The organism is Streptomyces sp. UNOC14_S4 (assembly GCF_020740835.1).
Lineage (GTDB): Bacteria > Actinomycetota > Actinomycetes > Streptomycetales > Streptomycetaceae > Streptomyces.
The window spans coordinates 1-18,227 of the sequence record NZ_JAINFC010000003.1 but is presented as its reverse complement, the minus strand read 5'-3'; the positions used below and the strand labels follow the sequence as shown (position 1 = coordinate 18,227).

Below are 18,227 nucleotides of genomic sequence, written 5' to 3'. Positions count from 1 at the left end.
GCGAGGGTATGCGCCCGGGAACGACGGACCGGGCTACCGCTGGCGGCCGAGGGCCGGGCAGTGCATCATGCCGCTCGCACGCGTTTCCGTGGCAAGGTGTTCCGGGCACTTCACAGGGGTCTACGGAGGAGGGGGAACCGTGATCGTCTGGCTGAACGGCGCGTTCAGTACGGGGAAGACCAGCACGGCGAGGGAGCTCACGGAGCTGATCCCGGGCAGCACCCTCTACGACCCCGAGGTGATCGGCGGAGCACTGCGCCACATCGTGCCGCCGAAGCGGATGGGCGAGGTCGACGACTACCAGGACCTGCCGATCTGGCGGCGCCTGGTCGTGGACGCGGCGGCCGCGTTGCTCGCGGAGGTGGGCGGGGTGCTCGTGGTGCCCATGACTCTGCTGCGACAGGAGTACCGCGATGAGATGTTCGGTGCCCTCGCCTCCCGTCGCATCCCTGTTCGACATGTGCTGCTGACGGTTGACGAAACGATACTTCGGGCGCGTATCGCGAGCCGTGAGGAGTACGAGGACGACCCGGAGCGCAACGAGAGCGTGCGGCGCTGGGCACTGGACCACATCGCCCCCTACCGGGCCGCACTGCCGTGGCTGCGTGCCGACGCCTTCGCCGTCGACACCTGCGGACGGACTCCGCGCGAGGTCGCCGGGCAGGTCGCGGAGGCGGTGCGCAGCGGCGCCGCGGGCGTCTGCGCGATCGTGCAGACCCCGGAACCGAGGGCCGAGACCCTCGCGGCAGGAGTGCTGCTCTTCGACGAGGAGGACCGGGTGCTCCTCGTCGACCCCACCTACAAACCGGGCTGGGAGTTCCCCGGCGGGGTGGTGGAGCCCGGCGAGTCGCCCGCCCGCGCCGGGATGCGCGAGGTCGCCGAGGAGATCGGCATCGAACTTCCCGAGGTGCCGCGTCTGCTGGTCGTCGACTGGGAGCCGCCGAAGCCGCCCGGCTACGGCGGCCTGCGATTCCTCTTCGACGGTGGGCGGCTGCCGTCCGCCGAGGCGCACCGGCTCCTGCTGCCCGGCTCCGAACTGCGCGGCTGGCGCTTCGTCACGGAGCACGAGGCCGCGTCCCTGCTGCCGCCCGTACGTCTGAGCAGACTCCGCTGGGCGCTGCGCGCCCGGGAACAGGGACGCCCGCTCAATCTGGAGGCGGGCGTCCCCGTGGGCTGACGAGCCGCGCCCCGTCGGGGGCGCGGGCCGTCACACGGTGCGGCCGTGCCGCATGGGCGCGACCGGCCCACGACCACCCGCGGACGCACACCGGGCCCACGGCCCACCCCGGTAGGCGTGGGCGCCGGAGGCGGAAGCCCGGGTGGGGCACCGGCCCGCGTCAGCGCTTGGCGTCCGCGTAGTTGACGAGGAAGAGGGCCTCGGCGAGGGAGAGCCGCTCCAGCTCCTCCGGGGAGACGCTCTCGTTCACCGCGTGGATCTGGGCGTCCGGCTCGCTCAGCCCGATGAGCAGCATCTCCGCCTCCGGGTAGAGGGAGGTCAGGGTGTTGCACAGCGGGATCGAGCCGCCCATGCCGGAGATCTGCATCTCCTGGCCCTCGTAGGCGAGGCGCATCGCCTCGGCCATCGACGCGTACGCCGGGCTGGAGGTGTCGGCGCGGAACGGCTGGCCCTGGCCCACCTTCTCGACCGTCACGCGCGCACCCCACGGCGCGGCGGAGACCAGGTGCGCGGACAGCAGCCTCGCGGCCTCGGCCTCGTCCGTGCCCGGCGGCACCCGCAGGCTCACCGTGGCGCGGGCGCTCGCCTGCACGGACGAGGTGGCGCCGACCACCGGCGGGCAGTCGATGCCCAGCACGGTCACGGCCGGGCGCGCCCAGATGCGGTCGGCCACCGTGCCGCCGCCGATCAGCTCCACGCCGTCGAGGACCTTCGCGTCCTTGCGGAAGTCCTCCTCCGGGTACTGCAGACCCTCCCAGGTCGCGCTCGCGTCCATGCCGTCGACCGTCGTGGAACCGTCCTCGGCACGCAGCGAATCCAGGATGCGGATCAGGGCCGCCAGCGCGTCCGGCGCGGCCCCGCCGAACTGGCCGGAGTGCAGGTTCCCCTCCAACGTGTCCACCTGGACGCGGAAGTTCGACATACCACGCAGCGAGGCGGTGACGGTCGGCAGGCCCACCCGGAAGTTCCCCGCGTCGCCGATGACGACGGCGTCGGCCGTCAGCAGCTCCGGGTGCGCCTCCGCGTAGCGCTCCAGGCCACCGGTGCCCTGCTCCTCCGAGCCCTCGACGATCACCTTCACCCCGACGGGCACGCCACCGTGCTCCCGCAGCGCCCGCAGCGCGGTGAGGTGCATGATCACACCGCCCTTGCAGTCGGCGGCGCCACGGCCGTACCAGCGCCCGTCGCGCTCGGTCAGCTCGAAGGGCGGCGAGAGCCACGCCGCTTCGTCCAGCGGCGGCTGCACGTCGTAGTGCGCGTAGAGCAGCACGGTGGGGGAGCCCTCCGGCCCCGGCAGGCAGCCGTAGACGGACCGGGTGCCGTCCGGGGTGTCGAGCAGCGTGACATCCCGCAGGCCCTCGGCGCGCAGGGCGTCGGCCACCCAGTGCGCGGCGGCCTCGCACTCGCTGCGGGGGAACTGGGCCTCGTCCGCCACCGACTTGAAGGCCACCAGCTTGGCCAGCTCGGTCCTGGCGCGGGGCTGGAGTGCGGCGACGGTCGCCGCCAGCGCGGCCGGGTCCGGCTGCGGCCCGCGGGCCTGGGACTGCTCCATGGAACGCTCCTCGTGGGCGCGACGTTATCCGTACATACAGGGTCCGTACATACAGGCGATTGTGCTGCTGATCCTCCCACGACAGCCCCACCACGTGCCCATGCCCTTCCCGCGGCGGGGCGTCCGGCCGGCGGGCCGTAGGATGCGGGCGGTAGTCGTAGCCGGTGACAGAGCGGGAGTAGAAGCACAGGTGAGCAGCGACAACGCGAGCCGGGACGTGGAGCAGGACGCGGCCGGGAGCCAGGAGCCGGTGTGGGACGTCGTGGTGGTGGGAGCGGGGCCCGCCGGTGCCTCCGCCGCCCACGCGGCGGCCGCCACGGGCCGCCGGGTGCTGCTCCTGGAGAAGGCGGAACTGCCGCGCTACAAGACGTGCGGCGGAGGCATCATCGGCCCCTCGCGCGACGCGCTGCCGCCGGGCTTCGCGCTGCCACTGCGTGACCGGGTGCACGCCGTCACCTTCTCCCTCAACGGAAAGCTCACGCGCACCCGCCGTTCCAAGCGCATGCTCTTCGGTCTCATCAACCGGCCCGAGTTCGACGCCGCCTTGGTGGAGGCGGCGAAGAAGGCGGGCGCCGAGGTACGCACGGGAGTGACCGTCTCCCGCGTCGAGCAGCACGGCCCGGCCGTGCCCGACCGGCGCACCGTCGCCGTCGTGCTCGGGGACGGCCGGACGGTCCTGGCCCGCGCGGTCGTCGGTGCCGACGGGAGCGCGGGGCGCATAGGAGCACACGTCGGGGTCGAGCTCGACCAGGTGGACCTGGGCCTGGAGGCCGAGATCCCGGTGCCGCCGACGGTCGCCGAGGACTGGGCGGGCCGCGTGCTCATCGACTGGGGTCCGATCCCCGGCAGCTACGGCTGGGTCTTCCCCAAGGGCGACACCTTGACGGTGGGTGTGATCTCGGAGCGGGGCGACGGTTCGGGCACCAAGCGCTATCTGGACGACTTCATCGCCCGCCTCGGGCTGGCCGGTTTCGAACCGAGCGTCTCCTCCGGCCACCTGACCCGCTGCCGCTCCGACGACTCGCCGCTCTCCCGCGGCCGGGTCATCGTGTGCGGCGACGCGGCCGGGCTGCTGGAGCCGTGGACCCGTGAGGGCATCTCCTTCGCCCTGCGCTCGGGGCGCCTGGCGGGGGAGTGGGCCGTCCGTATCGGTGAGGCGCAGGACGCGGTCGACGCGCGCCGCCAGGCGCTGAACTACGCCTTCGCCATCAAGGCCGGTCTGGGCGTGGAGATGGGCGTCGGCCGCCGGATGCTCGCCCTTTACAAGCGGCGCCCGGGTCTTGTGCACGCGGCCGTCACGGGCTTCGGCCCGGCGTGGCAGGCCTTCGCGAGGATCACCCGCGGTTCGACCACGCTCGCCGAGATCGTCCGGACGCATCCGGTGGCCCGCCGTGTCCTGTCCACCGTGGACCGTGGGAGCGTGAACGCCCGTCCGTGACGGATGGGGAGAGGGGCGGCCGCCTTCCGAGTGCGGCCGCCTTCCGGCTGTTGCGGGCAGGCGGTGAAGCTGTGGACGCTCGCCCCGGTCTGCCCCGGCCGACCGGGGCGGCCGTGCCGGGGGACGACGGCGCAAGACGCCGGGCCACGTGAGCCTGAGCCGTCGCCCCCCTCCTTTCCCCCGCTCTGCCGGATTCCCCCGCTCCGTCGGAGTCGGTGTCTCCATGTCCCTCCCCGACGTGTCGAAGCCCTCATGCGTCCATGGTGATCCGGAAGACCGGGTGCTTCGGCGCGATCCGCCGTATGTCCTCGTCGGACGAGCGCGCCGTGACTCCGTCGAAGAAGCGGCCCACTTCCCACCCCCAGCGGCTCAAGTAGGCCCGCAGCAGCGGAACCTTCTCCTGGTCGGGCACCTCCACCGCGGTGAACGGGCGGTCGACCCGGCCGACGCGGAGGCGCCCGCCGCCCGCGGCCCGCATATTGCGCACCCATTGCCCTTCGCCGCGCGCCGAGACCAGGAACCGGCCGCCCTCCGCGTCCAGCGGGTTGACCGGGACGGCACGCCATTCGCCGCTGCTGCGGCCCCGCACGGACAGCTCCGCCGTCCCCGCGAGGCTCAGGCCGCGCCGGGCCAGCCAGCCGACCGTGCCGTGGACGAGCCGCGCCTCCAGCCGTCCCGGCTTGATGTAGTGCGCCATGGAACACCCCCGCATACGTCGCGTCTTGGTGAGGGCCCGCAGCACGAACCCCCGTTTAGAGAGCACTGCTCTCGCTTGAGAACAGTGTGCGCGCTTCCTCGCGGCAAAGCAAGAGCAGTGCTCTCGTTTATGGTCATTGCTTCCTTCGGGTGGCAGACTGGCCACCATGAGTGCGATCCGAGGGGCCAGGGAACGGGCCCGCAGCGAAATCACCGCCGCCATCAAGGACGAGGCGCGTCTCCAGCTCGCACGGGACGGCGCGGCCAAGCTGTCGCTGCGTGCCGTCGCCCGCGAGCTCGGCATGGTCTCCTCGGCGCTCTACCGCTACTTCCCGAGCCGTGACGACCTGTTGACCGCCCTCATCGTCGACGCCTACAACGCGGTGGGCGAGGCCGCAGAGGCCGCCCTCGCCACCACCGACGGCGAGGCCCCCGCCGCCCGTTGGGCGGCCGTCTGCCGCGCGGTCCGCGAATGGGCGCTCGCCCATCCTCACGAATACGCGCTGATCTACGGCACTCCCGTCCCCGGCTACACGGCGCCCCTGACCACGGTCGAGCCTGCCGGCCGGGTGGCGCTCACGCTCCTGTCCGTCGCCCGCGAGGCGCACGCCGACGGCAGACTCGTCGTCCGGCCCGTCGACCCCTTGCCCCGCACCGTGTACACCGATGTCGAGCGGCTCGCCGCCGAGTACGCGCCGGGACTGCCCGCGCCGACGGCCGCCGCGCTCGTGGCGGCCTGGGCGCAGCTCTTCGGGCTGATCGGCTTCGAGCTCTTCGGGCAGTTCAACCAGGTCGTCGAGGCCCGTGACGCGTTCTTCGCGCACGCCGTCCGCGGCCTGGCCCACCAGGTGGGGCTGGTCGGCCCCGACGAAACAGCGGCCATACCCGATGAAACGGTGGCCACTGCATGACGCGGTGGCCATCACATGATGCGGCCGCCGCCGATGTCAGCCCAGTACCGCCAGCGGGTCGTCCAGAACGGGCTGCCAGGCGGCTTCCGCCGCGCCGATGAGGCTGTTGTGGTCGAGGCCGCACGGCAGGATGGGAACGCTGCCGCTCCGTCCCCACAGGCTGCGGTCGGCGACGACGGCGCGCAGCCGCTCCGGGTCCGCGTCCAGCAGCTCGCGGTGGAGCCCGCCCAGGATCACGCGGTCGGGGTTGAGGATGTTCACCAGTCCGGCGATCCCCAGTCCGAGCCGGTCGATGAGGAGTTCGGCGGCGGCCCGGACGGACGGGTCGCCGTACTCCGAGCGGATCAGGTCGCGCGACTGCTGGAGCAGGGAGCCCTCGGGGCCGGGCTCGCGGCCCGCGGCGGTGAGGAACGCGAGCGGATCGGCCTCGACGTCGAGGCAGCCTCGACTGCCGCAGTGGCACGGCAGCCCGGCGGGGTTCACGGTGAGGTGCCCGACCTCCAGGGCCAGCCCCGAACTGCCGCTGTGCAGCTTGCCGTCGAGGACGAGCGCGCCACCCACGCCGCGGTGGCCGGTGGCGACGCACAGCAGGTGCTTGGCGCCCCGGCCCGCCCCGTGCCGGTGTTCGGCGAGGGCCGCAAGGTTGACGTCGTTGCCCGTGATGCCGACGGCGGCGGAACCGAGGCCGGGGACACCCGCCTTGGCGAGCGCCTCGGTGAACAGCGTGCGCACCGGGGCGCCGGCGGGCCAGGACAGGTGCAGCGGGTTGAGCGCCGTGCCTTCCGGTTCGGCGACGGCCGACGGTACGGCGAGCCCCGCGCCCAGACAGCGACGGCCCGTCTCGCGCAGCAGGCCCGCACCGGCCTCGACGACGGCGTCGATGATGTGCGACGGGTCCGAGGGCACGGTCATGCAGCCGGGAGCCGTGGCGACCATCCGGCCGCCGAGCCCGACGAGAGCCGCCCGGAACCCGTCGGCGTGGATCTGCGCGGCGAGCACGACCGGTCCGTCGGGCGCGACGAAGAGCCGGTGCGAAGGACGGCCCTGGGAGCCCGCGGGCGCCCCGGGCCGGGCGTCGACCTGGATCAGACCGAGGGCCTCCAACTCGGCGGCGACGGCCCCCGCGGTCGCCCGGGTCACCCCGAGCTCGCTCGTCAGTACGGCGCGGGTGGGGGCGCGGCCGGTGTGCACGAGCTCCAGGGCCGGTCCGAGGGCGCCGCGGCCCCGTTCCAAACGTGTTGTCCGAGTCTGGGTCACGCCCCTATTCTGACTTTGTGCCGACGCTAAACAAAATACGGACGGCCATTCGGGGCCGACAGGGTCCGAATCCGGTCGATCCCGCGCTCCGCAGCCTCCGTACCGCCCTGACCCTCTTCTTCGCCCTCGACGGCCTGCTGTTCGCGGGCTGGGTCGTCCGCATCCCCGCCATCAAGGAGCAGACCGGTGCCTCCGAAGGCGCTCTCGGACTGGCCCTGCTCGGCGTGTCCGCGGGCGCCGTCGCCACCATGGCCGTGACCGGGCGGCTGTGCCACCGCTTCGGCAGCCACCCCGTGACGGTCGCCGCGGGCGTCCTCATCTCCCTGGGGGTCGCCCTCCCGCCGCTCACCCACTCGGCCCTCTCCCTCGGGCTCGTGCTCCTTGTCTTCGGCGCGGCCTACGGCGGCATCAACGTCGCCATGAACAGTGCCGCCGTCGACCTCGTCACCGCTCTCCGCAGGCCGGTGATGCCCACCTTCCACGCCGCGTTCAGCCTCGGCGGAATGCTCGGCGCGGGCCTCGGCGGGCTGGTCGCGGGACATCTGTCCGCCACCCGCCACCTGATGCTCCTGGCCGCGGTCGGACTCGTCGTCAGTGTCGCGGCGGGCCGCGTGCTGCTCGCCCACCCCGCTCCGCGTGCCGGGCGCCGTCCCGAGCCGTCGGCGGCCGCCACGACCGGTGCCCGGACCACCGCCGGAACCGGAAGCGGTCGGAACGGCCGGCTTGTCGTCGTCTTCGGCCTGATCGCCCTGTGCGACGCCTACGGGGAAGGCGCGCTCGCGGACTGGGGCGCCCTCCATCTCCAGCAGGACCTCGAAGCCCGCGCGGGTGTCGCGGCCGTCGGCTACTCCGTCTTCGCGCTCACCATGACGCTCGGACGCCTCTCGGGCACCGTGCTCCTCGAACGCCTCGGCCAGACCACGACCTTGGTCGCCGGTGGCGCGGCCGCCGCCGTGGGCATGCTGCTCGGTTCGCTGGCCCCCACGGTGTGGGCCGCCCTCGTGGGGTTCGCGCTCACCGGGATCGGCCTCGCCAACATCTTCCCGGTCGCGGTCGGCCGGGCGGGGGAGCTGGCCGGACCGACCGGCGTCGCCACGGCCTCCACCTTCGGCTACGGCGGGATGCTGCTCGGGCCCCCGGCGATCGGCTTCCTCGCGGACACCTGGTCCCTGCCCGTCGCCCTGACCACGGTCGCGGGCCTGGCCGCCATGGCGGCACTGATCGCCTACGCCACACGGAACGTGGTGCGTGCCGCCTCCCGGTGACGGCGGGCTGTCGCGGGTGGTGACGGTGAGGCGTTGTCAGTGGGGGCTGACACAATCCGAAGTGTGCTGACGACCGGGTGACGGCCGCGGCGGACGGCCTTACCGAGGCCTTCGCCGAAGCCTTTGTCGAGGTCTTTATCGAGGCAACGGAACGGCGAAGGCGAGAGGGGCGGGGCGGTATGAGCGAGCGGGACGCATGGCGATGCGCCGGGCTGCTCTGGAGCGCGGCCGGGCCCGCACTGGCCTGGCGGCATCCCGCACGCGGGGAGCGGTCGTCCCCCTTGCCGCCGGGGCGGCGGCTCGCGTTCACGACCGGTGACGCGCGACGCTGCGTGGGCGTCCGCCGCGGCGGACGGCTGACCCCTTGCCCGACGGACGAGGAGGTGCCCGCCGCGACGGTCTCGGCGCAGTGCCCGGAGTGCGCGCGGCTGGACCGGCAGCATTCGGTGGCCGCCGACACCGCCTCCGACGACCCGCGCCCGTACGACGTCTACCTGGCGTGGTTCGGGCCCGGCCTGATCAAGGTCGGGATCACGGCGGCCGAACGCGAGGGCGCCCGGCTGCTCGAACAGGCCGCCCTGTCCTACGCGCTGCTCGGCCGCGGCCCGCTGATGGCCGCCCGCCGGGCGGAAGCCGTGCTCGGCGCGGCGCTCGCCGTTCCGGACCGCTTCCCGTACGCGGCCAAGCGCGCCGCCCGTTACCCCGTGCCGTCACAGGAGCGACGAACAGCGGAACTCGCGGAGCTGCACGCGCGGTCCCGCGCGCTCGGCACGCTCCCGGAGTCGCTGGCCGTGCACCCCTTCGCGCCGGTGCACCACGACACGGCCTTCCACCTCGACCGGATCGGACAGGGCCACGGCCTGGCCGAACCGGCCCCGGGGCGCACGATATCGGGGACCGTCACCGCCGTGGCCGGACCGGATGTGTACCTGGACCTGCCCGGCGGACACCTCCTGCTCGTCGACGCGCGACAGCTGGCGGGCTGGCCGCTCCTGGCGGCCGCACCGGAGGCGGAGACGACGGTGACCATACGCACCCCGGAACCGGCGGGGGAGCCGGAAGCGCTGTTCTGAGGCACGGCATCCGGTGAGCCCCGCGGGGGAGTACGCCCCGCCTCGCACGTACTCCCCGCGTGGCGGACCGAGCGCCGCTCGCCATACGACGCCACGGCAGCGCGTGCCGTGCCTGCCGACCGTCGCCCCGCCGCTCAGCCGGGCACGGCGGAACGGACCGGAGCGCGGCCGCGCAGCGGAGTCGGGTGGACGGCCACCAGGGACTCGTCGAAGGCCGGTTCCGGTAGTACGGGTTCCTGTAGTGCCGTTTCCTGGAGCGAGGGAATCACGAGCGCCGGTTCGCCGATGGCGATCGCCGCGCTGTCGGCCCGGACCGGCGGGACCGCCGCCGTACCGGGCACCGGCAGCGTGAACCAGACGACCTTGCCGCCGTCGTGACGCTCCTGCACGCCCCAGCTCGCGCTGACCGCGGCGACCAGCGCCAGTCCGCGGCCGTGCGTGCTGGCCGGGTCCGCGCTGCCGACCCGGGGCAGCCGAGGGTCGTGGTCCCGTACCGAGACGGTGAGCTGGTCCAGCACGAGGTCGATCTCGACCGTGCAGCGTTTGTCCGGTTCCGCATGCTGGTGGACGTTGGTGAGCAGCTCGGTCACGCCGAGCGCCGCCGGGTCGATGAGCGGATCGAGATGCCAGTAGCGCAACTGCGCAGATACGATTCTGCGGACCTGTCCGATCCGCGGCGGGAGAGCCTGGAGCTCTACGGTGCAATGCTTGTTCGGTCGGCTGATCACGGCTGCGACTCCCTGAAGAAGTAGGGCTAGCCTGATGCAGACAGGCGTGCGGACGAGCACTTCCGGCACGCGCTGGGGTGCCGGACCGGCGGGGGCGGCCACCGGCCCGATCGGCGGCTGAGGATCCATAGCGTAACCGGCGATCGACCCTCAGTGATGCTGATACGTGTCAAGCGTCGATCCCGGTGGGCACACACGCAACTCGTGCGCCGTCAGCCCCCGGTGCCGCCGCCCCGCGCCGAGCGGACCGCCTCCAGGAAGCGCTGGACCGCCGAGGTGCCCGACTCCTCGGCGCCGCCTTCCTCGGGGCTCAGCGTCAGCACGTAGCGCGTCCCGTTCACCCGCGCCCGCGCCCGGTCGCGCGAGGCGAACCACGGCCGGTCCGCCCGGACCGAGTCCACGGGTGCGCTGTCGATCTCCCTGCCGTAGCTCGTCAACAGCTCGAGCCTGCCGTCCTTGATCTTCACTTGGCCGGCCCGGGTGAGCGAGCGCAGGGACCGTTCGATCCGCACCCCGGTCGCGTTGAACTCCGGCTCCTTGAAGTCCGGCTCCGCCACGGCAACCGCCTCCCGGCTGAATCGTGTGCCTGGTGCGCAGTCTGCCTGTGAGGCGGCTCACGCACCAGTGCCCATTTATGATCGAAACGTCCGAGTGCTCCGCATGGGCCCGGATGAGCCGCGGGAGGAGCGCCGTGAACAGCACCGTGCGACCGGGGGCGACCGACGCGGCGGGCCGCGGCTCCGGCGGCTCGGCCGTTCCCACCCTCGATGTGGACCGCAGCGACCCCGCCCACCGTGCCTGGCTCAACGAGGCCGTCCGCAAGGTCCAGGCCGACGCGAACCGTTCGGCCGACACCCACCTGCTCCGCTTCCCCCTGCCCCCCGAATGGGGGATCGACCTCTATCTGAAAGACGAATCCACCCACCCCACCGGCAGCCTGAAACACCGGCTCGCCCGCTCGCTCTTCCTCTACGGCCTGTGCAACGGCTGGATCCGCCCCGAAGCCCCCGTCGTCGAGGCCTCCAGCGGCTCCACCGCCGTCTCCGAGGCGTATTTCGCCTCGCTCATCGGCGTGCCCTTCATCGCCGTCATGCCGCGCACCACCAGCCGCGAGAAGTGCCGGCTGATCGAGTTCCACGGCGCGCGCTGCCACTTCGTCGACGACCCGCGCACGATGTACGCCGAGGCCGCCGCGCTCGCCGAACGGACCGGCGGCCACTACATGGACCAGTTCACCTACGCCGAACGGGCCACCGACTGGCGCGGCAACAACAACATCGCGGAGTCGATCTACAGTCAGCTCCGTCTCGAACGCCACCCCGTGCCCGCCTGGATCGTGGCCACCGCGGGCACCGGAGGCACCTCCGCGACCATCGCCCGCTACGTGCGCTACATGCAGCACGACACCCATGTCTGTGTCGCCGACCCCGAGAACTCCTGCTTCTTCGACGGCTGGAAGGAGCACGACCCCCACGCCACCAGCGAGCGCGGCTCCCGCATCGAGGGCATCGGCAGGCCCCGCATGGAACCCAGCTTCGTGACCGGCGCCATCGACCGGATGATGAAGGTCCCCGACGCGGCGAGCGTCGCGGCCGTCCGGGCCCTGGACCGTGTCATCGGGCGCAAGGCGGGCGGTTCGACGGGCACCGGCCTGTGGAGCGCGCTCAGGATCGTCGCGGAGATGGCCAACCAGGGGCGGCCGGGCAGCGTCGTCACCCTCGTCTGCGACCCCGGTGAGCGCTACCTCGACAAGTACTACTCCGACACATGGCTCGCCGAACAGGGGCTCGACATCACGCCCTACGCACAGGTGATCGACACCTTCCTGGCGGCGGGCCGCTGGGAGGAGTGAGGCTCTAGCCCCAATGCCCGGCATTGGCTCTAGCCCGGGTGCGGTCCGCCGCCCCGCATCGCGGCGATGCGCCGGTCCAGGCTGCGCGTCGCGCCACGGAACGCGTGCCGCATCCCCGGCCTGCCCGCGGCCAGCAGCAGCCGCACCGGCACGGGCGCGTCCACCGCCACGCTCCAGCGGACCACCGTTCCCGTGCCCGCCGGAAGCAGCTGCCACTCCTCCGCCAGGGCGCGCACACCGGGCGCGTTCGTCACGTCGACGCGGTACGCGTAACGCTGGGACGGCTCCTCCGCCAGGATCGTCTCCAGGAAGCGCGTGCCGCCCCGCAGCCGGATCTCCCGGCGCTTGCGCCCCTCGCTCTCCAGCGGCCGGGCCAGCGACACGGCCCGGAACCACCGCGCCCACCCGGGCACGTCCTCGGCGAGCGCCGTGTAGACCTCGGCGGGCGACGCCGACACATGGGCCGCGAACACCAGCCGCGACGGCGCCACCGCCACGAAGTCGAGCCCCACAGGGCGGAGTCTGCGCGCCATCGAATGCACCCCATCGGATCGACCGGTCTGCCGCGCCGCACACCCTAGCCCGGCCGGGACGGGTTGTCTGCGCCGCCGTCGGCGGACGGCGGCGGCGCGGACCCGTTCCTCAGCCCCCGGCAGCGCCGTTCCCCGAGCACTCCGCCACCACCAGCTCCGGCAGCAGCTCCGCGATCTCCCGGCGCGCCTCGGCGGGCAGCCCCTGGTCCGTGACCAGCGCGTGCACCTCGTCCAGCGACGCGAACGAACTCAGCCCCACCGTCCCCCACTTGGTGTGGTCCGCCACCACCACGACCCGCCGCGCCGACCGCACGAAATGCCGGTTCGTCTCCGCCTCCGCGAGGTTCGGCGTCGACAGACCCGCCTCCACGGATATGCCGTGCACCCCGATGAACAGCACATCGAAGTGCAGCGCCCGGATCGCCGCGTCCGCCACCGGCCCCACCAGCGTGTCCGACGCGGTCCGCACCCCGCCCGTCAGCACCACCGTCGCCGCGCCAGGACGCGGCGACGGGCCCACGGCCGTCATCGTGCGCTGGGCGCTGTGGAACACGTCGGCGGCCCGCACCGAGTTCGTGACCACCGTCAGATCGGGGACGTCCACCAGCTGCTGCGCCAGCGCGTACACCGTCGTCCCCCCGGCGAGGGCGATCGCGCTGCCCTGCGCGGCCATCTTCGCGGCGGCCCGCGCGATGTCCTCCTTCGCGATCAGCTCGAGCTCCGACTTCGCCTCGAAACCCGGCTCGTGCGCCGTGGCCTCGGCGACCGGCACCGCGCCCCCGTGCACCTTCTCCACGGCACCCAGGCGGACCAGCGCGTCCAGATCACGACGGACCGTCATGTCCGAGACCTTGAGTTTCCGCGTCAGTTCGTTGACCCGCACACCGCCGCGCCGCCGCACCTCGTCGAGGATCAGGGCACGCCGCTGCTCCGCCAGGAGATTCTGATTGTCGCCCACCGGCCGGTCCTCCGCTCAGCCACTGCCGACTCTGTGCGTTCATCCTCCCACGCACCTGCGACATCGCCCGTGCCGCACACCGGCCAACAACACCGCACACACCCGCCACCGCACACCGGCGACGCCGCACACCACGCGCCCACGGTCACGGCAGCGCGGGCAGATCCTCCGGGTACAGCAGCGTCAGCTCGTCGGTGCTCGGGGCGGACAACTGCGCCACCCGCCCCGCGTGCCGCTCGACCATCGCCTCGAAGGTCTGCCGCGCGGTACGGCCGTTGCCGAACGCGGGCCCCTTGGGGATCGCCGTGAAATACGCGAGCAGTGCCTCGGCCGCCCCCACGCCCAGCCGGTACTCGTGTTCCTCCGCCTGCTGCTCCACGATGCGCAGCAACTCCTCCGGCGCGTAGTCGCCGAAGGTGATGGTCCGTGAGAAACGCGAGGCCACCCCCGGATTGACGGTCAGGAACCGCTGCATCTCCGCCGTGTACCCCGCGACGATCACCACCACGGCGTCCCGGTGGTCCTCCATCAGCTTCACCAGGGTGTCGATCGCCTCGCGCCCGAAGTCCCGCCCCGAGTCCTCCGGGCACAGCGCGTACGCCTCGTCGATGAACAGCACCCCGCCGCGCGCCCGGTCGAACGCCTCCTGCGTGCGGATGGCCGTGGAGCCGATGTGCTCGCCCACCAGGTCCACCCTCGACACCTCCACCAGGTGGCCGCGCTCCAGCACCCCGAGCGAGGCGAGGATCTCGCCGTAGAGCCGGGCCACCGTGGTCTTGCCCGTGCCGGGGGAGCCGGTGAACACCAGATGACGCCGTACGGAGGCCGCCTTCAGCCCCGCCTCCTGCCGCCGCCGGCCCACCTCGATCATGTCCGTGAGCGCCCGCACCTCGCGCTTGACGCTCTCCAGGCCCACCAGCGTGTCGAGTTCGCCCAGCACCGTCGCCGCAGGACGGCCGTCCCCCTTGGACGCGGGGGCGGCGCCCTCCGGCGCCCGCTGCACGGGCACCGCCACGGACGGCACCGACAGCAGCGGAGCCGTCCGCTCCACGACCGGCACGCCCGTCCGCACGGACCCCGCCGGGGACACGCCGTAGGTGAACGCCGTGCTCTCGTCGCTCGTGCAGTCCTCGCTGACCGTGCCGTCCTCGGCGAACTCGTAACCGCCGCGCGCGCACCGCTCCGTACGGCAGCGCGTCAGCGTCGTACGGCAGCCGTCGATGACGTGGAAGCCGTAGCCGCTGCTGCCCGTCACCCGGCAGTCGTGGAACGAGCCGCGGCCGCCGGCCGACACATAGAAGCCCGCCTCCACCGGCGAACTCACCGTGCACCGCTCGATGACGGGGTCGGCTCCCTTGGTGACGATGACCCCGGTGGCCGTGGCGTCGATAGTGCACCCGGCAAGCGAACCGCCGCTCCCGTGGTCACGGAACCAGGCGCCCGTGGCCGCGGCCCGGATACGGCAGTCCTCCAGCACCGCCGTCGCCCCGTCGCTCACCGACACGGCGGTGTTGCGCACCTGCGCGAGGTCGCTGTCCACGACCTCCGCCCGCGAACCGCGGTCCAGTACGAACAACGCGTCCGGTACGTCACGTACGCGGCAGGAACCGAGGACCGCGGTCGCCCCGTCGCTCACCCACACCGCCGGATAGTCGCCCGTGCTGTCGTGGATCTCGCACCGGTCCGCGTCCACCCGCGTGCCCGGGTCCCACACGGACAGGCCGTTGCGGCCGAAGCGGCGCACCGCCGTCCGCGACATCGACAGCACCGAACGCGACCGCAGGTCCACACCGTTCTCCGGCACGTCGTGGATGTCGCAGTCCGTCAGGGTGAGCACGGCGTCGGTGTCCAGCGTCACACCGTCACCGGACGTACGGTGCACCTGGCAGTCGGAGAGGAAACCCGCCGCCCGCGAGGCCACCTGCACACCCGCGCCCCGGATCTCGTACACCTCGCAGCCGACCGCCTCCAGCGCGGTGCCCTCGCCGGACAGCGAAAGCCCGGCACCGGACGAGTGGTGCACCCGGCAGCGTTCCAGCCGGGGGCGTGCGCCGCCGCTCACCACGACGCCCGACTGGCCGGCCGCCACGACCTCGCACTCCTCGAAGAGGCCCGTCGCGCCCTCCAGCACGCTGATGCCCACCCCGCCGGGGTTGTCGACCGCGCAGTGGCGCACCGTCGGCCGCGCGCCGCCGCGCACCTCGATGCCCACCGACGAGCGGGTCGTGATCCGCAGGTCCGCCAGTTCCGGCGCGCCGTCCTCGACCAGCAGCGCGGGCGCGGCCGCGTCGTGCCCCTCGATGTGCAGGTCCAGCAGGGCGGCGGACGCCCGGACGGTCAGGGCGACGCCCTCGGTCGGCGCGATCCGCACCGCCCCGTGCGGTCCCTCGCCCCCGCGCAGCGTGATCGCGCGGGTGACGACCAGGTTCTCCCGGTACGTGCCGGGCGCGACCGACAGCACGTCACCGTCGGTGGCGGCCTCCAGGGCCGACGCGAGGGAGTCGTACTCGCCGGTGCGCCGCCGCCACCGCGACGTACCGGAGTGCGTCACCTGGACCACCGAGCCGTGTGCCATGGCGCTGCTGAGCCCCCACCTCGTGTGCTGCGTTCACCCCGGACGGATGCGTACCGGCCGGATTACCGTAGCGCGCGCGGGCCACGGGAGTTGACCGGTCGGGTCAGCTTCCCGCGTCCGCCCGGCCCCAGGTGTGCCCGGCCTGCTCCCACGCCCGGTCCCACTGGCCGTACCGCCGCTGTACGAGCCGCCATACGACCAGTCTCCGGGCGCCCTCCACGAGGCCCGCCGTACCGGCCGCCGCGGCCGCCCCGGCGAGAACCGCGTGCACGGCGGCCGTGTCGTCGTCCATGGGGCGGCCTGCGATGCGCCCGCGGTCGTCCGTCCACAGCGGGAAATGGTGCCCGACGGGGGTGGGCTGCCGGACGGCGACCACGCCGGAGAACTGTGCCTTGCCGTCGGGGGCGGCCCAGCGCGCGATCACCCGATGGTGGCCTTCGCGGCCCGAGGCGGACTCGCGGTCGGCCTCGACGGTGCTGACCGGCAGGTTCTGCACGGCCGTCGCGGTCACCTGGTGCCGGTGCAGCTGCTGTTCGCGGACCGTCTCCCGCAGCGCCTCATGGGCGAGCGAGCCTGTCACCCAGCCGATGGCCGACCCGGCCAGCAGCATCAGCACCACCGCCACCAGACCGACCCAGGCCTCCAGGACATCGGTCCGGCGGCGCAGTGGATTGCTCCGCCACCGACGGGCGAAGGTCGTCACGCGCACAGCGCTCACCCCCTTCCGCGTCCGTAAATACCTCACACAGGGCACCGCATGCGGAGGAAGACGACGGAGAGAGCAAAATCACCCCCTCCGGAGGCTCTTCCGGGCGGCACGTTGACGAGTGGCGGGCGGTACGCCCGTTGTTGAGGGTGGATCAGCGGGGACCGGGAACAGCTCGGCGCGCGGCCCCGCGACGGGCGTCGGCTCACTCGGCTCGGCCGAGCCGGCCGAGCCGGTGTCGAGTCAGCCGACTTGGTCGAGTCGGTCGAGGATCTCGACGTCGTCGCCGACGCGCACCACCCCGGTGTGCTCGGGGATGAGGTTCGTCCCGAATATCACGCCTTTGCCGATCCGGTGGTGGCGGGCGAGTGTCCGCAGCGGTTCCTTGCCGCGCTCCGCCGTCCTCTGGTCGGTCGTGGTCACGATGCACCGGGAGCACAGCTTGACGGCACGGAAGGTGACCTCGCCGACACGGACGCGCCGCCAGTCGTCCTCCGCCCAGGGCGCGGTGTTGTCGACCACCAGGTTCGGCCGGAACCGGTTCATGGGCAGCGGCCCCTCCTCCGGGTGGTCGCCCTCGGCGATCAGGCCGTTGAGGGTGTCGAGCGAGGAGAGGGTGGTCACCAGCAGTGGATAGCCGTCGGCGAAGCTGACGGTCTCGCCCTCGTTCGCGTACTCGCGGTCGATCTGACGGCGGGTGGCAGGGTCGTCCATGTGCAGCAGCCGGGCCGGGCCGTCCAGGTATCCGCTCAGCCACGCGTCGGCCTCGGGGCCCGCGGGAACGCCCTCGATCTTGTCCCGGAACAGCTGCACCGTGACGGTGCCCTGCCCGGCGGGGTCGGGAACGGTGACGTCCAGCGGCTCCCGGCCCGGAGCGCTGAGCCGGACACCGCCGCCCGGCAGCGGCTGTGCGGCGGCCAACGCCAGCCGCGCGTCCTGGCGTTGGGTGATCATGTGGCCGTTGTCGTCGGCCAGCATCCAGCGGCGGTCCCCGGCGAGCCCCCACGGCTCGACGAACGCCTCGTCGGCGGTGCAGCCGGTCAGCGACTTGACGGGATAGAAGTTGATCGCGGTCAGTACTGGCGTGGACATGAAGTCATCTTGCCATCCGCGCCGGGCGGTTGACCCGGCACCCGGCCGGTCAACCCGCTCCGACGTCTCCGCTCTGTCTCCTGGTCGTCCCCTGGCCGCCCCGGAGGCCGGTGGGGCCGCTGCCGACGAATCGGAAGTACGGCTAGTAACCACCCTGATTCGGGTGCTGCCGGTTGTACGGGTCCTCGTACGACGCGGGCGCGGCGGGGCGGGGCGCCACGGGGCGCATCGCGTCGAAGCCGGCCGGGTTCGCCGAGGCCGCGCCGGGGCGCGGCTGCTGGTACTGCTGAGGGCCCGGGTAGCCGCGCGGCGCCGCCGTCTGCTGCGGGATGTACGGCGCGGGCGTCTGCTGGAGACCCGCGGGCTGCGGGGCGGGCGGCTGCTGCTGCGCCTGCTGGTACCCGTACTGCGGGG

At 73.1% G+C, this 18,227-nt stretch carries 17 protein-coding genes; 6 read left to right on the top strand and 11 right to left on the bottom strand.

The window, feature by feature from the left end; translation table 11 throughout:
• Positions 1–139: 139 nt before the first annotated feature.
• Positions 140–1,177, top strand: a complete 1,038-nt coding sequence (locus K6I34_RS00705) for an NUDIX domain-containing protein (RefSeq protein ID WP_229322004.1) — start codon at positions 140–142, stop codon at positions 1,175–1,177.
• 160 nt (positions 1,178–1,337) lie between these two features.
• Here K6I34_RS00705 and K6I34_RS00700 read toward each other — a convergent pair whose 3' ends face one another.
• On the bottom strand, positions 1,338–2,729 hold the full coding sequence (locus tag K6I34_RS00700; RefSeq protein ID WP_229322003.1) for a dipeptidase: 1,392 nt from the start codon (positions 2,727–2,729) through the stop codon (positions 1,338–1,340).
• 190 nt (positions 2,730–2,919) lie between these two features.
• On the opposite strand from K6I34_RS00700, the gene K6I34_RS00695 reads away from it, so the two are divergent.
• Complete coding sequence (locus K6I34_RS00695) at positions 2,920–4,167, top strand: geranylgeranyl reductase family protein (protein ID WP_229322002.1); 1,248 nt, start codon at positions 2,920–2,922, stop codon at positions 4,165–4,167.
• Positions 4,168–4,417: 250 nt separating this feature from the next.
• Here K6I34_RS00695 and K6I34_RS00690 read toward each other — a convergent pair whose 3' ends face one another.
• Positions 4,418–4,864 (bottom strand): nitroreductase/quinone reductase family protein, encoded by a 447-nt coding sequence (locus K6I34_RS00690; protein ID WP_229322001.1) that lies wholly within the window; start codon positions 4,862–4,864, stop codon positions 4,418–4,420.
• Positions 4,865–5,030: 166 nt separating this feature from the next.
• Here K6I34_RS00690 and K6I34_RS00685 point away from each other — a divergent pair, with 166 nt between their 5' ends.
• Positions 5,031–5,774, top strand: coding sequence for a TetR/AcrR family transcriptional regulator (locus K6I34_RS00685; RefSeq protein ID WP_229322000.1), 744 nt, complete (start codon positions 5,031–5,033; stop codon positions 5,772–5,774).
• Between the two features lie 36 nt (positions 5,775–5,810).
• On the opposite strand, the gene K6I34_RS00680 is transcribed toward K6I34_RS00685, so the two are convergent.
• On the bottom strand, positions 5,811–7,031 hold the full coding sequence (locus tag K6I34_RS00680) for an ROK family protein (protein WP_229321999.1): 1,221 nt from the start codon (positions 7,029–7,031) through the stop codon (positions 5,811–5,813).
• A gap of 17 nt (positions 7,032–7,048) precedes the next feature.
• Here K6I34_RS00680 and K6I34_RS00675 point away from each other — a divergent pair, with 17 nt between their 5' ends.
• Both K6I34_RS00675 and K6I34_RS00670 read left to right on the top strand, forming a co-directional pair.
• A complete protein-coding gene (locus K6I34_RS00675; RefSeq protein ID WP_229321998.1) occupies positions 7,049–8,296 on the top strand; it encodes an MFS transporter in 1,248 nt (415 codons plus the stop codon).
• A 179-nt stretch (positions 8,297–8,475) separates the two neighbouring features.
• Positions 8,476–9,369: a DUF2797 domain-containing protein gene (locus K6I34_RS00670; RefSeq protein ID WP_229321997.1), complete on the top strand. Its 894-nt coding sequence runs from the start codon at positions 8,476–8,478 to the stop codon at positions 9,367–9,369.
• 134 nt (positions 9,370–9,503) lie between these two features.
• Here K6I34_RS00670 and K6I34_RS00665 read toward each other — a convergent pair whose 3' ends face one another.
• Both K6I34_RS00665 and K6I34_RS00660 read right to left on the bottom strand, forming a co-directional pair.
• Complete coding sequence (locus K6I34_RS00665) at positions 9,504–10,097, bottom strand: ATP-binding protein (protein ID WP_229321996.1); 594 nt, start codon at positions 10,095–10,097, stop codon at positions 9,504–9,506.
• Positions 10,098–10,309: 212 nt separating this feature from the next.
• Positions 10,310–10,654 carry a hypothetical protein gene (locus K6I34_RS00660; RefSeq protein WP_229321995.1) on the bottom strand — a complete coding sequence of 115 codons (345 nt, stop codon included), beginning with the start codon at positions 10,652–10,654 and terminating at the stop codon, positions 10,310–10,312.
• A 146-nt stretch (positions 10,655–10,800) separates the two neighbouring features.
• Here K6I34_RS00660 and K6I34_RS00655 point away from each other — a divergent pair, with 146 nt between their 5' ends.
• A complete protein-coding gene (locus K6I34_RS00655; protein WP_308293947.1) occupies positions 10,801–11,949 on the top strand; it encodes a PLP-dependent cysteine synthase family protein in 1,149 nt (382 codons plus the stop codon).
• 29 nt (positions 11,950–11,978) lie between these two features.
• Here K6I34_RS00655 and K6I34_RS00650 read toward each other — a convergent pair whose 3' ends face one another.
• The 6 genes from K6I34_RS00650 to K6I34_RS00625 all read right to left on the bottom strand — a co-directional run.
• Entirely contained in the window at positions 11,979–12,482 is a 504-nt protein-coding gene (locus K6I34_RS00650) for an SRPBCC family protein (protein WP_229321994.1), read from the bottom strand.
• A gap of 109 nt (positions 12,483–12,591) precedes the next feature.
• The gene (locus K6I34_RS00645; protein WP_229321993.1) at positions 12,592–13,440 is read right to left on the bottom strand and encodes a DeoR/GlpR family DNA-binding transcription regulator; all 849 of its coding nucleotides are present in this window, start codon (positions 13,438–13,440) and stop codon (positions 12,592–12,594) included.
• 145 nt (positions 13,441–13,585) lie between these two features.
• Positions 13,586–16,015 (bottom strand): right-handed parallel beta-helix repeat-containing protein, encoded by a 2,430-nt coding sequence (locus K6I34_RS00640; RefSeq protein WP_229321992.1) that lies wholly within the window; start codon positions 16,013–16,015, stop codon positions 13,586–13,588.
• Between the two features lie 103 nt (positions 16,016–16,118).
• Positions 16,119–16,724 (bottom strand): hypothetical protein, encoded by a 606-nt coding sequence (locus tag K6I34_RS00635; RefSeq protein ID WP_229321991.1) that lies wholly within the window; start codon positions 16,722–16,724, stop codon positions 16,119–16,121.
• 240 nt (positions 16,725–16,964) lie between these two features.
• Positions 16,965–17,813, bottom strand: a complete 849-nt coding sequence (locus K6I34_RS00630; protein ID WP_229321990.1) for an MOSC domain-containing protein — start codon at positions 17,811–17,813, stop codon at positions 16,965–16,967.
• 142 nt (positions 17,814–17,955) lie between these two features.
• On the bottom strand, positions 17,956–18,227 hold a 272-nt coding region (locus tag K6I34_RS00625), incomplete at its 5' end, for a DUF6643 family protein (RefSeq protein ID WP_374230762.1).

What these genes read in the sequence shown, in the direction of transcription:
- K6I34_RS00700 (WP_229322003.1), bottom strand. Translation starts at nt 2,729, where the DNA reads ATGGAGCAGTCCCAGGCCCGCGGGCCGCAGCCGGACCCGGCCGCGCTG.
- K6I34_RS00690 (WP_229322001.1), bottom strand. Translation starts at nt 4,864, where the DNA reads ATGGCGCACTACATCAAGCCGGGACGGCTGGAGGCGCGGCTCGTCCAC.
- K6I34_RS00685 (WP_229322000.1), top strand. Translation starts at nt 5,031, where the DNA reads ATGAGTGCGATCCGAGGGGCCAGGGAACGGGCCCGCAGCGAAATCACC.
- K6I34_RS00670 (WP_229321997.1), top strand. Translation starts at nt 8,476, where the DNA reads ATGAGCGAGCGGGACGCATGGCGATGCGCCGGGCTGCTCTGGAGCGCG.
- K6I34_RS00650 (WP_229321994.1), bottom strand. Translation starts at nt 12,482, where the DNA reads ATGGCGCGCAGACTCCGCCCTGTGGGGCTCGACTTCGTGGCGGTGGCG.
- K6I34_RS00640 (WP_229321992.1), bottom strand. Translation starts at nt 16,015, where the DNA reads ATGGCACACGGCTCGGTGGTCCAGGTGACGCACTCCGGTACGTCGCGG.
- K6I34_RS00630 (WP_229321990.1), bottom strand. Translation starts at nt 17,813, where the DNA reads ATGTCCACGCCAGTACTGACCGCGATCAACTTCTATCCCGTCAAGTCG.